We start from the raw sequence: 12,724 nt of genomic DNA on the forward strand, positions 1-12,724 counted from the left end.
CAAGTGACAAAAATACGTTTCAGGCAGTCACATCAATCACGGTTCCCGTCTGCTGACCGGATGTATTGACGACACCCGCCGAAGCGTTCGGCGTTGCCGACAAGGTAGTGTCGAGCACCCGAGCAATCTGGCCCTGCACATTACTGAACCGCTCCTGCAAGGCGCTCTGCGAGCGCAAGGCAATCACGCTCCGCCGGGCCTCGCCCGCGTCGTTCTGAGCCGCCGTGGACTCAGACTGCAGGGCTCGGGCCGTTTCCTGTGCGCGCACTGCCTCGCTCTGTGCCGCCTGGGCCTGGCTCTGCAAAGCTCTGGCACGCTGCTCGGCCTGATCCGCAGTACGCTGGGCCTGTTGTTGCTGAATCTGGGCCCATAGCGCGCTACCGGCCGCTTGCGTGCCGGAAAAAGAAGCTACCGGCATGTCGCAGTATCAACTCAAGTTTGCTGCGATCAAGCGATCACGTTGATCAGCGTACCCGTCTGCTGCCCCTGCGCATTGACGACCGGACGCGGCGGTTCTTCCTTGCGCTCCACGCGTTCTTCCGGGCGCGGCTCACGCGTTTCAGGCTGCTGCGCCTGCTGGACTTGTTGCGCCTGCTGCGACTGGCCGGCTTGCGCCCCACCACTGACGTAGGCACTGATTGTCGAAGTCACGGATTCGATGGCCATGGATTCACCTCAATAAGACACTACTACACTGTTCACTCTATACCATTTCGGCAAATATTCCATAAATATCTACCACCCAACCAATCTTCAATATCGACAAAATCATCAATTCAGTGATTTATCCCCTTGACTGTCCCTAGCCTGCAACCACTTGCGCATCGTGGCGAACAAATGCGCCGGATCGACTGGTTTGGCGACGAAATCATTCATCCCGGCCTCTTCGCAACGTAGCCTGTCCTCAATAAAAGCATTGGCCGTCATGGCCAGAATCGGTACGCCGCCGCAGCCCGGCAGCGCACGAATCCGCTGCGTTGCCTGAATGCCATCCAGCTTCGGCATCTGCATGTCCATCAGGATCAGCGCATAGTGATTCATGCTAGCCAGTTCGACCGCCTGCACCCCGTCTTCGGCAACATCGATCTCCAAGCCCGAATCGGCAAGCAACTCGAGCGTAATTTCCCGGTTGATCGGCTCATCCTCGGCCAGCAATACACGGCTTCCGGCATACCGCTTGCCGAGATCCGGATTGTCGGCCGGAGACTCCGGCGACCATGCCGAAGCCCCACCTTTCCGCAGTCGTGCAGTGAACCAGAAACGGCTCCCCTGCCCCGGAATGCTGCCGGCTCCGACCTCGCCCCCCATCAGGAGGGCGATTTTCTTGGTAATCGCCAAGCCGAGACCGGTACCGCCGAATCGCCGACTGGTCGAGTTATCAGCCTGTTCGAACGCATCGAACAGCCGTTCGATGGCATCCGGAGCGATGCCGATCCCGGTATCGTCGACCTCGAACCGCACGGTCACCTCATCGGTACGCTCATCTTCGACCACAGCTTTGACAGTCACCGTGCCAACCTCGGTGAACTTCACGGCATTGGCAGCCAGATTCAGGAGCGCCTGGCTCAGTCGCGCCGGGTCGCCAAGCAAGGGGGAAGCGCACTCGAACGGCAGCATCCGCAATTCGATGCGCTTCGACTGAGCCCGTTCATGCAGCATCGATACCACCCCTGTCATGATGCTGCCGACGGAAACTGGGGCTTCATCCAACTCGAATTTCCCGGCCTCTATCTTTGACAGATCGAGAATCTGGTTGATCACCCCCAAAAGATGGTGGCCAGCCAGGTCGATTTTTTCCAGACGCGCCGCTTGGCGCTGTTCGACGCCGTCGCGACGCATCAGGTAAGTCATACCGACGATGGCGTTCAGCGGCGTGCGAATTTCATGGCTCATGTTGGCAAGGAATGCGCCCTTGGCATTCATTGCCTGTTCGGCAGCATTTCTCGCCTCCTGCAGACTCAGGTTTGCCCTCTGCAGTGCCGCCGTTCGTTCGCTCACCTGCTCCTCAAGCAAGGCAGCCGTCACCTGTGCCGCCGACTCCGCGCGACGCATGGCCCTGAGGTAAAGAGCCATGGCAAGCAATGCCAGAATCAGCATGTTGCCGGCAAGGGCTGCGAGAAGAAAGAGCCAGAACCGCTCCGATTCAAGACGCGGCAGATTCGTGACCTGACGCGGTACGTAGACACTCAAGCCGTGCCCTGCGAGTGCCTGGTGGGCGATGACGAAGGGCTCCGGTTCGGCACCGAGACGCACCACATTCGGCAGTTCGCCGCCTTTCCATCGGTTGAAGCTCAACGCCTCGAAGTTGCTTCGCCGGTACTGCTGCTCACGCTCGACAACCGGCAGCCGATCAATGGTACTGCCCGGCAGGCTGCGATAGAGAAAATCAGGACGGCTGGCCAGCACGATGATCCGGTTGTCATCGGCAAGAAATCCGTTCACATCGGCGATCCATTTGGCAAATCTCGTGATATCCCGCTTGATGACCACGACACCCAAAAACCTATCGCCATCAAAAATCGGATTGGAGAAATAGAGCCCGGGAATATGACTGACTCGCCCAACGGCATACTGATGCCCTGGTCTACCGGCTGCCGCCTCCTGGAAGTACAAGCGATCGGCAAAATTCCCCCCGACGAAACTCCCCGCTGTTTCGCCATTGCTGGCGGCGATGCAATCTCCGTTCCCCCTGAGCAGCCACACGTTATCGGCACTCAGGTTCTCGGCCAGCAAAGCCAGATAACGACTCAGGGCGGACAACTCCGGGTCTTCGCTCCAGGCTCTTCGGCGTTCCGCCGCATCGCCCGGAATATCGACGCTCCCTTTCATTCGGTAGAGCGCACGCCGAATCATGTCGCTCCTGATCAGGGTGGCCGGCACCCCACGCAACATGCCAAGCGTTTCGTCGATATGACTGGCGACCAGCGCCGCCTGATGTGTCGAGAAGGCTGCTTCCCGTTCGTACTCGCCATGCTGCTGCATTTCCGTGTAGACACCGCTTGCCAACCAGCAGGCCAGCGTCCATCCACTCAGCAAAACCGCGACGACCCTTAGTTCCCGCTTGCTGAACTGGAACGACAAGCGCACAACGAATGGCGCAATCAAGGTGACCAGCGCCAGCAGTACGCTGATCATCAAGACAACGTAGGCCAGGAAAGTCGGCGTCAATGTTGACGCTGCGACAATCTCCTCCCCCCGTACAAAATAGGCGGCTGCCATCGCCGTATAGTGCATGCCGGAGACTGCGCCGCCCATGACCACGGCACCGGCAACAGGGGCCGCCACCCGCCACTTTCCCTGCCAAGCAGCGAGAAAGTGTGTGATCCAGAGCGCCAGCACGGCGAACAGGACGGCGACTGCGATGGAAAGAACAAACAGCCACGCATCGTAAACAATCAAGCCATTCAAGCGATAAGCCGCCATGCCGACATAATGCATGGCACCGATGCCGCTACCGAATAACAGTCCGCCCAACCACAATCGTCGTCCCGAACGCTGCTGACGGCTGAATACCTCAACCGCCAGCGCGCTGGCCAGCACCCCGGGAAGCATGGAAAGTCCGGTGAGCAGAGGATCGTAGGCCGTGGAACAAGGCAGACTGAAAGCCAGCATGCCGGTGAAATGCATGGCCCACACCCCCGAACCCATGCACAGGCCACCCAGTGCGATCCAGGTACGCCGACGCTCGATGCGCCCGGAGCGGCCGAGCATCTGGGCAATCAGCAAGGCGGCATACGACGACAGAATGGCGATGCCGATGGAAAATCCGACCAGCAGGCGGTCGTAATTTCCGACGTAGAGCAGGTTGCTCTCCGGCGCATTCAGAACCAGCGATAGAAAACCGGTCGACATGGGCGAAATCACCCTCCCGTGACGCTACCGGGATCAGTGCCGAAACACGAATAACCCTGCAAGCGATGTTGTTATTTTCTTGAAGCATACCGTATTCGGGCAAAATCCGGCATACCAGCCCGACTACAACCAAGCCGATGCCCGATAGCCAAGCACCTGCCGCCGCGAATTCATGCCAGATACTTCGCGTCATCGCCCCCGAATGGACAAGCAACAGCGCCACGCTGCAGCGGTTCGTCCGCCGGCATCACACACAAGCCTGGCAGGCTGTCGGCGGCCCAATACCGGTCAGCCTAGGCAGATCAGGCCTGGCCTGGGGCGTCGGCCTGCATCCCTCCACCCATGCATCCGAATGTCGCAAGCAGGAAGGCGACGGCTGTGCCCCCGCCGGGGTTTTCGCAATTACCGCCCTGTTCGGCGAAGCGGGGCCGGCAAGCGCGTTTGCACAGTCCGCCCGGTTGCCCTATCGCTGCGCCAGCGCCTGCCTGAAGTGCGTCGATGACCCGACTTCCCGCTACTACAACCAGATCATCGACCAGGACATGGTCGATGCTGTCGATTGGCGCTCTCATGAAGAGATGCTGCGCGACGACGAGCGCTATGTCATCGGCGCGGTCATTGCCCACAACGCCGCCTGCCGCCCCGGCGAAGGCTCCTGCATATTCCTGCATGTCTGGCAGGCTGCCGGGATTCCGACGGCCGGCTGCACCGCGACCTCGCTCGCCGACATGACCGAGATCTGCACCTGGCTCGATGCGGCCGGCCACCCCCTGATCGTCCAGTTGCCCGAAGCGGAATACCGGCGCCGCAAGGATGCCTGGAACTTGCCCTAACCCTTGGCATGACAGCGGCGAAGGACATCGCTAGACTGTCCGCCTTTCCCCTCCCGAAACGGCTCGTCGCGCCACTGCCCTGAGCCACACCGTCACCCGTGCTCAATCGAATCTGGATCGCCTTCATCCTGCTGGGTTTCGCTGCCGCCGTCGCGCAGATGCTGCAAGGCGATCTCGACATTTTCACGCGCGTACTCACCGGCCTGTTCGACACGGCGAAGACTGGTTTTGATATTTCCCTTGGCTTGGTCGGCGTCATGAGCCTGTGGCTGGGAATCATGAAAATCGGCGAACGGGGCGGCCTGATCCAGCTCTTCGGGCGCGCCATGGCGCCTTTTTTCCGCCGCATCTTTCCCGATATTCCGCCCGGACACCCAGCCGGCGGCAGCATTGTCATGAACGCCAGCGCCAACATGCTCGGCCTCGACAACGCGGCGACACCGCTCGGCCTGAAGGCCATGCGCGAATTGCAGGAGATCAATCCGCAAAAGGATACCGCCAGCAATCCGATGATCATGTTCCTGGTGCTCAACACGGCGGGCATCACGCTGATCCCCACCTCGGTCATCGCCATCCGCCAGAGCATTGCGTTGAAACAGGGGCTGGTCGGTTTCAACGCCGCCGACATTTTCCTGCCCACCCTGCTCGGCACCTTCGTTTCGTTCTGCGCCGGACTCGTCGCCGTCGCCATCTGGCAGCGCATCAATCTGTTCTGTCGCCCGGTGCTCGGCTTCTTTGCCGTATTCACGGCGCTGATGGGCGGCTTGTACGCATGGCTCAGCGGCATGCCGCCCGAACGCATGGCGCAGATGATCGGCCTGCTCGGCAGCGGCCTGATCGTTTCGCTGATCGTCCTCTTCGTGGCAGTGGCCGCCTGGCGGCGCGTCGATGTCTATGAGTCCTTCGTTGACGGGGCCAAGGAAGGCTTCGGGGTGGCCGTGCAGATCATCCCCTACCTGATCGCCATGCTGGCTGCCATTTCGGTCTTCCGTACCACGGGCTGCATGGACTATCTGATCGATGGCATCCGCGCCGTGGTGATTGCTTTGGGCATGAATGCCGATTTCGTTCCCGCCCTGCCGGTCGGCCTGATGAAAACCCTGAGCGGCAGCGGCGCCCGCGGCCTGATGGTCGATGTGATGAGCACCTACGGCGTCGATTCGTTCCAGGGCAAACTGGCCGCCATCATCCAGGGATCCACGGAAACAACCTTCTACGTGCTGGCCGTCTATTTCGGCAGCGTGAACATCACGAAAACCCGCTATGCCGTCGCCTGCGGGCTGATCGCCGATGCCGTGGGACTGGTCGGCGCCATCCTCATCGGCTACGCCTTCTATCACTGAGCCCGGCCGGTCGCCGCCACGCGGCACGTTCAGCGGTGCAGGAAAGATTCCAGCAGGCCCGCGACCACCTCGGGCCGGTCGTGTTGCAGGTTGTGCCCGGCGTCGGGAACCGTTTCCACGCGCAGGTCGGCAAAGCATGCGAGACGCTCCCGCAAGACTTCGGGTTCCTTGCCGAAGCGCATGTTCACGAATCCCTTCTCGGCGATCAACATCAGCACCGGCGCCTTGATCCGGCGCCAGGCCGCCATGGCATCCTCGACCCGGTAGAGCGTTGGCGAGGCCACCTTGTGCCAGGGATCGCAGGCCATTTCGACCGCGCCATCGGCATTGCGGCGACTGACGGCGTGCGACAGGAAATCCGCCCGCGCCACCGACAGGCGGGGATTGGCCAAACGCAGGCGACGCGCCAGTGCCGCCTGGTCGGGATAAGCCCTCAGGCGCGGCTCCTCACCGATTTCGGCCAGCCATTTGCCGAGTTGAGCCGGCGCGTCGATGGCCGGATCGGGCTTCAGACCCAGGAAATCGAGCATCGCCAACCGCGCAACCCGCTGCGGGCGCAAGGCGGCAAACGTCGCCGCGATATTGGCTCCCATGCTGTGGCCGACAATCTGCGCCGGCGCATCCGGCGAATAGTGCTGCAGCAAGGCTTCGAGGTCGGCGTAATAATCGGGAAACCAGTACGGGCGTCCAAGCCATTGACTGGCCCCGTAACCCCGCCAGTCGGGTGCGATCAGGTGCCATTCCCGGCGCAGGGCATCGACGACGAACTGGAAAGTCGCCGACGAATCCATCCAGCCGTGAAGCAGGAATACCGGCGGCGCATCCTCGGCCCCCCAGTGCCGGATGTGGTAGCGCAAACCGCGAATGGTGATGGTTTCGGTAGTACTGGGCCGCAACGCCATTTCCTTGTGATGGTGGGCAAGCGCTCAATTTAACTCCGTTCGCCCCCGGGCTTGCCAGTAACGGCACCGGCAAACGCGAAATCATCGGCCGCTCCGGACCGGCAAAAACCCGCCTGCTACAATGCGCGCCTCCTTTCCGCCCCAGGCCCGCGCCTCTCCGCCGACGATGATCCCGCCCGAAAATATCCAGCCATGCGCCCCGCTCGTCATTCGGGTCGATACGTTGGATAGCGCTCACGCCGAGGCGGCAAAGGCCCTGGCGGCACAACTCGGCCTGCCGCAGGACGGCAGCGCGGCTTTCAGCCTGCAAGTCGGCGATCAGGGCCTGCAACTCCAGGAACTCGGCCCCGGGGCAGCCGGTGCCGTGCGCGTCGATTTCGTTGAAGGCGCCCTGGCCCACCGGCGCCTGCAAGGCGGTGGCAGCGGGCAGATGATCGCCAAGGCCGTCGGCATCCAGCCCGGTGTCCGGCCGCTCATCCTCGATGCCACAGCCGGGCTGGGCCGCGATGCCTTCGTATTCGCCCAGCTGGGTTGCGTGGTGACGATGATCGAACGCCAGCCGGTCATCGCCGCGCTGCTGGACGATGGCATGCGACGCGGCCGGAACGACGGCGAGGTGGCGTCGATCATCGCGCGCATGCAGCTGCTATGCGGCAATGCGATTGCCCTGATGCAATCCTGGTCTCTGGATACGCCGCAGGTCGTCTATCTCGACCCGATGTTCCCTCATCGCGACAAGAGTTCGCTGGTCAAGAAGGAAATGCGGCTCTTCCGGCCGCTGGTCGGCGACGACGACGATGCGCCGCAACTGCTGCAGGCGGCGCTCGCCCTCGCCAGCCACCGCGTTGTCGTCAAGCGCCCGCGCAAGGCGCCCTGCATTGCCGGTGCAACACCGAGCTATGCGCTGGAGGGAAAATCCAGCCGCTTCGACATTTATGCCAGAAAATCGCTGAAAGCGAAGCCCGAGCAGACACCAGTGATCCTTCCCGATTGATAAAAAGCGCGAAAGCGGCGAACATCGCGCCCCCCGTTTGACCCAATACCTCCCGAACCCCATGGCCTTCAAAGACAGCACGCCCCGTTTCGACCTGGTCGATATCAACCTGATCGCCCCCGATCCGAACCACATTCGCCAGAACATCAACGAAGAAACGCTGAAGGGACTGACCAATGCCGTCGCCAAACTCGGCCTGATTCACCCCATCGTGGTCCGACCTGCCGGCAACGACCGCTATATCGTCATTGCCGGCGAACGCCGGCGCCGTGCGGCACTGCTGGCCGGCGAAACCCGGGTGCCGGTGATCATCCGCGACTGCTCGGACGACGAGGCGCTGGAAATCCGCGTTTTCGAGAATATCGGCCTGGGCGTCCGCTCTGCGCTCGAAGCGCGCGAGATGTCCAACGCCGTCCAGCGGATCGCCGAGCGCTTCACCAGCCCGGAAGAGGCCGCCCAGTATTTCGGCCGTGCCCCCACCTGGCTGGCTCAGGCAACGGCAGCCGCCAATCTGTCGGAGAAAGTCACGGCGCTGCTCGACTCCGGGAAAATATCGAGCACCAGCGCGGCCGTACAACTCGAAAAACTGGCCCGGAAAAATGAAGCCAAGGCAGATTCCCTGATCGAGCAGATCGAACAGCTCCCCGAGGGCGAAAAGGTCTCCCGCAAGGTCGTCGACGACGTACTCGCCGAAGCAACCGGCCGCCCGCGCAAAAGCGAGGAGTCGGCGCCACCACCCGCGACGCCGCAACACGCTGCCTCCCCGGCTGCTGACACACCGTCCCCGGCGGAACCAAGCCCGCCCTGGGAAGAAACCGCCCAGCCCGATGAAATGCCCCCACGCGCAGCCCCCTCCGCCGTTCGCGCCAAGGTCAATCCCGGCAAGGTCAAACTGGTCGCTGAACTGCTCGGCCTGAGCGAAGAAGACGAAGAATCGCTGCTTGCCCGCCTGATCGACGAATACCTGGCCTTACGCAACGCCTGACCGGGCTCTCCGGTCGTCGGCCAAACCGGAAACTGCTCGCCACACCCACGCATCCATTGCGCCCAGGCCATGACTGTATAAAAATACAGCCATGGCTAATACCCCCCAGCAAGCGCCGACGACTGACAACGCCGCCCAGTTAAGGAAGCGGCGCATTGCCCATCTCGATATGGATGCTTTTTTCGCCTCCGTCGAACTCTTGCATTACCCCGAACTGCGCGGCCAGCCGGTCGTCGTTGGCGGTCGCAGCGCGCACCAGCCGACACCCCAGGCCGATGGCAGCCTGCACTTCGCTCGTTTGCGCGACTACGTCGGGCGGGGCGTCGTCACCACCGCAACCTACGAAGCCAGAGCCTTGGGGGTGTTTTCGGGAATGGGCCTGATGAAATCAGCCCAATTGGCCCCCGACGCGATCCTGCTGCCCGCCAATTTCGATGCCTATCGCGACTATTCCCGACGCTTCAAGGCAGCCGTGGCGGGCGTTGCACCGCTAATAGAAGATCGTGGCATCGACGAGATTTACATCGACCTGACCGAGCACGACGAAGAAAGCCTCCCCCTGGCACGCCGAATCAAGCAGGCGGTACTGGACGCTACCGGCCTGACCTGTTCGATCGGCATCACCCCGAACAAACTGCTCTCCAAGATTTGCTCCGACCTCGACAAGCCGAACGGCATCACCTTGCTCGACACGCCCGATATACCGGATCGCATCTGGCCGCTGCCCGCCCGGAAAATCAACGGCATTGGCCCCAAAGCCAATGAACGCCTCGCCCAGCTAGGCATCAAGACGGTCGGCGAACTGGCCGCGACACCCCCGCAACACCTGCTTCGACACTTCGGTCAAAGCATGGGCTCCTGGCTGCACCAGGTCGCGCACGGCATCGACGATCGTCCGATCAAGACCAGCCGTGAACCCAAGTCGATCAGCCGCGAAAGCACCTTTCAGCGCGACCTGCATGCCAGGGCCGACCGGGCCGAACTCTCCGAGATATTTACCGGCATCTGTCTGCGTGTCGCCGAGGACCTCACCCGCAAAGGCTACGTCGCGCGAACCATCGGCATCAAGCTTCGCTACGCCGATTTCGAATCCGTGACACGCGACATCACGCTCTCCACCCCGACGTCCGATGGCCGACTGATCCGCAAGGCGGCCGGAGAATGCCTGAAGCGCGTCCCGCTGACCCAGCGCATACGTCTCCTGGGGGTCAGGGCCAGCACCTTGCTCCCGTTGACCGAATTGCCTGAGCAACGAATATCCATCCAGGCCGAACTGCCGCTCTGAATTACCTCCACCTCAGCCGCATAGTTGCTGCGTACGCAAACCGCCGAATTGCCCAACCAGCAACACATCGTTACAAACTGCTACAAATAATTTGCTGCAACGCACAACGAATTTCTGGATAATAAGCACTTGTCTCCTCCAACCCTCCTCCATGGATTGGATTTAATGCCCGCCTCGTGCGGGCATTTTTTTGTTCACCGTGCCGACCACAAACCACTAGGGTAATTCCTAGACGATGACGCCGCGGTTGTATCGGCATACAATCATGCATTGCTCATTGTGCAAAACACCATGTCTTTGCCGACCTCTCTCAGCACACTGGAATTGTGGGACGAAGCCTTATTGACAGGCATCCCGACCGTCGATCAGCAGCATCGCGACATCGCAAGACTGGGTGCGAAAATGCTGAAGGAAACCGGACTGCCTCTGACATCCGAACGATTCGGCGACTACTTTGCGGAATTCTGGCAACTGGTTGCAGACCATTTCGAGACGGAAGAAGAGCTCATGCGAACACTCGGCTTCCCCAAGGACCAGGTCGACGTACACACGCGCGAACATTCGGCTCTCCTGGAAAGGCTGATCCAGACCAACATCCACTCCACGACGGTCTCGGAATGGAAACACGTCTCGGATATCGCCCACGAACTGATCGCCATCATCGTCGACCATATCATTCACTTCGATCTCAGTCTGAAGAGCGCGGCCACCCCATAAAGGGCATACCCCCAACACAGCCTTCATTCAACCAGGCTACCGACAAACAAAAAACCCGCCAAGCCTTGCGCTGAGCGGGTTTTCGTTTTCCTGTGCGAGCCACTTATGTGGTGGGCGGTACTGGGATCGAACCAGTGACCCCTGCCGTGTGAAGGCAGTGCTCTACCGCTGAGCTAACCGCCCGTACAAGAGGCGCGCATTTAACCACAATCGGCCATACGGGTCAAACGCCGGTCGGCTAGAATATCGCCCTTTGCCTCACTTCATTCCGGATTACATGAAACCCGTTCGCACCCGTTTCGCCCCCAGCCCCACCGGCTACCTGCACATTGGCGGCGCCCGCACCGCCCTCTTCTCCTGGGCCTATGCCCGCCGTCACGGCGGCACGTTCGTGCTGCGCATCGAAGACACCGATGTCGCCCGCTCGACGCCCGAAGCGGTGCAAGCCATCCTCGACGGCATGGCCTGGCTGGAACTGAGCCACGACGACGGCCCCTATTACCAGATGCAGCGCATGGACCGCTACAAGGCCGTGATCCAGGAAATGCTCGCCAAGGGCCATGCCTACCATTGCTACACCAGCAAGGAAGAGCTGGATGCCCTGCGCGCCGAGCAGGAAGCCCAGAAGATCAAGCCGCGCTACGATGGCCGCTGGCGCCCGGAAGACGGCAAGACCCTGCCGACCCCGCCGGCCGACGTGCCGCCGGTCGTCCGCTTCAAAAACCCGAAAGGCGGCGTGGTAGCCTGGGACGACGCAGTCAAGGGCCGCATCGAGATCAGCAACGACGAACTCGACGACCTGATCATTGCCCGCGCCGATGGTACCCCAACCTACAACTTCTGCGTCTGCGTCGACGACTGGGACATGGGCATCACCCACGTCATCCGCGGCGACGACCACGTGAACAACACACCGCGCCAGATCAACATCCTCAAGGCGCTGGGCGCCGAGGTGCCGACTTACGCCCACCTATCGATGATCCTCGGCGACGACGGCGCCAAGCTGTCCAAGCGCCACGGCGCCGTATCCGTCATTCAGTATGACGAAGATGGATTCCTCAAAGAGGCCGTCATCAACTACCTGGCCCGCCTCGGCTGGTCGCACGGCGACGACGAGGTCTTCTCGCGCCAGCAATTCGTCGAATGGTTCGATCTCGATCACATCACCGCCTCCGCTGCCCAGTTCAACACTGAAAAGCTGCTCTGGCTGAACCAGCATTACATGAAGCAGTTGCCGGCCGCCGAACTGGCCGCCAAGGTCAAGCCACGCCTTGACGCCCGCGGCGTGAACACCGATACCGGACCGAGCCTGGAACAGGCCGTCGCGCTTTACGTCGACCGTTGCAACACGCTGAATGTGCTGGCCGATGCCGTCGAAGCTTTCTACATTCATGTCGTGCCGGATGCTGCCCTGCTCGCCCAGCACCTGTCCGATGAGGCGCGCCCGGCACTGGCCGACTTCGCGGCCGGCATTGCCAGCGTCGCCTGGGAGGCACCGGCCATCAACGGACTGATCAAGGAATGCGTCGCCAAGCACGGCCTCAAGATACCCAAGCTGGCCATGCCGTTGCGCGTACTGCTGACCGGCCAGGCGCAAACACCTTCGGTCGATGCCGTGATCACCCTGATCGGCCGCGAGAAAGTTTTGGCATCGCTTTCGGCTTATCTCTAAAAAAACGCGAAAAGCCCTTTACAAGCACCAATGAGGTCCCTATAATGCGGCCTTCTTTCGCGGCGGGGGTATAGCTCAGCTGGGAGAGCGCTTGCATGGCATGCAAGAGGTCAGCGGTTCGATCCCGCTTACCTCCACCAA

The 12,724-nt window shown here is 61.4% G+C and carries 11 protein-coding genes and 2 tRNA genes; 8 read left to right on the forward strand and 5 right to left on the reverse strand.

Going from position 1 to position 12,724, the window contains the following annotated elements; translation table 11 throughout:
- Positions 1 to 19: 19 nt before the first annotated feature.
- The 3 genes from F1002_RS17345 to F1002_RS17355 all read right to left on the reverse strand — a co-directional run bounded on the left by F1002_RS17345 (position 20) and on the right by F1002_RS17355 (position 3,852).
- Entirely contained in the window at positions 20 to 418 is a 399-nt protein-coding gene (locus F1002_RS17345; RefSeq protein WP_150430305.1) for a hypothetical protein, read from the reverse strand.
- A gap of 29 nt (positions 419 to 447) precedes the next feature.
- Positions 448 to 666, reverse strand: a complete 219-nt coding sequence (locus tag F1002_RS17350; RefSeq protein WP_150430306.1) for a hypothetical protein — start codon at positions 664 to 666, stop codon at positions 448 to 450.
- A 105-nt stretch (positions 667 to 771) separates the two neighbouring features.
- A complete protein-coding gene (locus F1002_RS17355) occupies positions 772 to 3,852 on the reverse strand; it encodes an MHYT domain-containing protein (RefSeq protein WP_150430307.1) in 3,081 nt (1,026 codons plus the stop codon).
- 137 nt (positions 3,853 to 3,989) lie between these two features.
- Between F1002_RS17355 and F1002_RS17360 the strand changes: the two genes are divergently transcribed.
- Together F1002_RS17360 and F1002_RS17365 are read left to right on the forward strand one after the other, a co-directional pair.
- Positions 3,990 to 4,685: a L,D-transpeptidase gene (locus tag F1002_RS17360; RefSeq protein ID WP_150430308.1), complete on the forward strand. Its 696-nt coding sequence runs from the start codon at positions 3,990 to 3,992 to the stop codon at positions 4,683 to 4,685.
- A 98-nt stretch (positions 4,686 to 4,783) separates the two neighbouring features.
- On the forward strand, positions 4,784 to 6,028 hold the full coding sequence (locus F1002_RS17365; protein WP_150430309.1) for a nucleoside recognition domain-containing protein: 1,245 nt from the start codon (positions 4,784 to 4,786) through the stop codon (positions 6,026 to 6,028).
- A 29-nt stretch (positions 6,029 to 6,057) separates the two neighbouring features.
- Here F1002_RS17365 and F1002_RS17370 read toward each other — a convergent pair whose 3' ends face one another.
- Positions 6,058 to 6,930: an alpha/beta fold hydrolase gene (locus F1002_RS17370; RefSeq protein ID WP_150430310.1), complete on the reverse strand. Its 873-nt coding sequence runs from the start codon at positions 6,928 to 6,930 to the stop codon at positions 6,058 to 6,060.
- Positions 6,931 to 7,051: 121 nt separating this feature from the next.
- On the opposite strand from F1002_RS17370, the gene F1002_RS17375 reads away from it, so the two are divergent.
- The 4 genes from F1002_RS17375 (at position 7,052) to F1002_RS17390 (ending at position 10,911) form a co-directional block, all read left to right on the forward strand.
- The gene (locus F1002_RS17375; RefSeq protein ID WP_223879655.1) at positions 7,052 to 7,924 is read left to right on the forward strand and encodes a class I SAM-dependent methyltransferase; all 873 of its coding nucleotides are present in this window, start codon (positions 7,052 to 7,054) and stop codon (positions 7,922 to 7,924) included.
- A 61-nt stretch (positions 7,925 to 7,985) separates the two neighbouring features.
- Entirely contained in the window at positions 7,986 to 8,909 is a 924-nt protein-coding gene (locus F1002_RS17380; protein ID WP_150430311.1) for a ParB/RepB/Spo0J family partition protein, read from the forward strand.
- 91 nt (positions 8,910 to 9,000) lie between these two features.
- The gene (gene dinB / locus F1002_RS17385) at positions 9,001 to 10,194 is read left to right on the forward strand and encodes a DNA polymerase IV (RefSeq protein WP_150430312.1); all 1,194 of its coding nucleotides are present in this window, start codon (positions 9,001 to 9,003) and stop codon (positions 10,192 to 10,194) included.
- A gap of 291 nt (positions 10,195 to 10,485) precedes the next feature.
- Positions 10,486 to 10,911 carry a bacteriohemerythrin gene (locus F1002_RS17390; RefSeq protein WP_150430313.1) on the forward strand — a complete coding sequence of 142 codons (426 nt, stop codon included), beginning with the start codon at positions 10,486 to 10,488 and terminating at the stop codon, positions 10,909 to 10,911.
- A gap of 108 nt (positions 10,912 to 11,019) precedes the next feature.
- Here F1002_RS17390 and F1002_RS17395 read toward each other — a convergent pair.
- Positions 11,020 to 11,094, reverse strand: a tRNA-Val gene (locus tag F1002_RS17395).
- 94 nt (positions 11,095 to 11,188) lie between these two features.
- Here F1002_RS17395 and gltX point away from each other — a divergent pair.
- Both gltX and F1002_RS17405 read left to right on the forward strand, forming a co-directional pair.
- Positions 11,189 to 12,583: a glutamate--tRNA ligase gene (gene gltX / locus F1002_RS17400; protein ID WP_150430314.1), complete on the forward strand. Its 1,395-nt coding sequence runs from the start codon at positions 11,189 to 11,191 to the stop codon at positions 12,581 to 12,583.
- 64 nt (positions 12,584 to 12,647) lie between these two features.
- Positions 12,648 to 12,723, forward strand: a tRNA-Ala gene (locus F1002_RS17405).
- Position 12,724 lies beyond the last annotated feature (1 nt).

Origin of the sequence: Dechloromonas sp. CZR5 (assembly GCF_008711155.1) — a bacterium.
Classification (GTDB): domain Bacteria; phylum Pseudomonadota; class Gammaproteobacteria; order Burkholderiales; family Rhodocyclaceae; genus Azonexus.

Bases quoted from the DNA above. Each gene is read 5' to 3' on its own strand.
- dinB (WP_150430312.1), top strand. From the start codon at position 9,001: ATGGCTAATACCCCCCAGCAAGCGCCGACGACTGACAACGCCGCCCAG.
- gltX (WP_150430314.1), top strand. From the start codon at position 11,189: ATGAAACCCGTTCGCACCCGTTTCGCCCCCAGCCCCACCGGCTACCTG.
- F1002_RS17360 (WP_150430308.1), top strand. From the start codon at position 3,990: ATGCCCGATAGCCAAGCACCTGCCGCCGCGAATTCATGCCAGATACTT.
- F1002_RS17390 (WP_150430313.1), top strand. From the start codon at position 10,486: ATGTCTTTGCCGACCTCTCTCAGCACACTGGAATTGTGGGACGAAGCC.
- F1002_RS17375 (WP_223879655.1), top strand. From the start codon at position 7,052: ATGCGCGCCTCCTTTCCGCCCCAGGCCCGCGCCTCTCCGCCGACGATG.
- F1002_RS17350 (WP_150430306.1), bottom strand. From the start codon at position 666: ATGGCCATCGAATCCGTGACTTCGACAATCAGTGCCTACGTCAGTGGT.
- F1002_RS17345 (WP_150430305.1), bottom strand. From the start codon at position 418: ATGCCGGTAGCTTCTTTTTCCGGCACGCAAGCGGCCGGTAGCGCGCTA.
- F1002_RS17370 (WP_150430310.1), bottom strand. From the start codon at position 6,930: ATGGCGTTGCGGCCCAGTACTACCGAAACCATCACCATTCGCGGTTTG.
- F1002_RS17355 (WP_150430307.1), bottom strand. From the start codon at position 3,852: ATGTCGACCGGTTTTCTATCGCTGGTTCTGAATGCGCCGGAGAGCAAC.
- F1002_RS17380 (WP_150430311.1), top strand. From the start codon at position 7,986: ATGGCCTTCAAAGACAGCACGCCCCGTTTCGACCTGGTCGATATCAAC.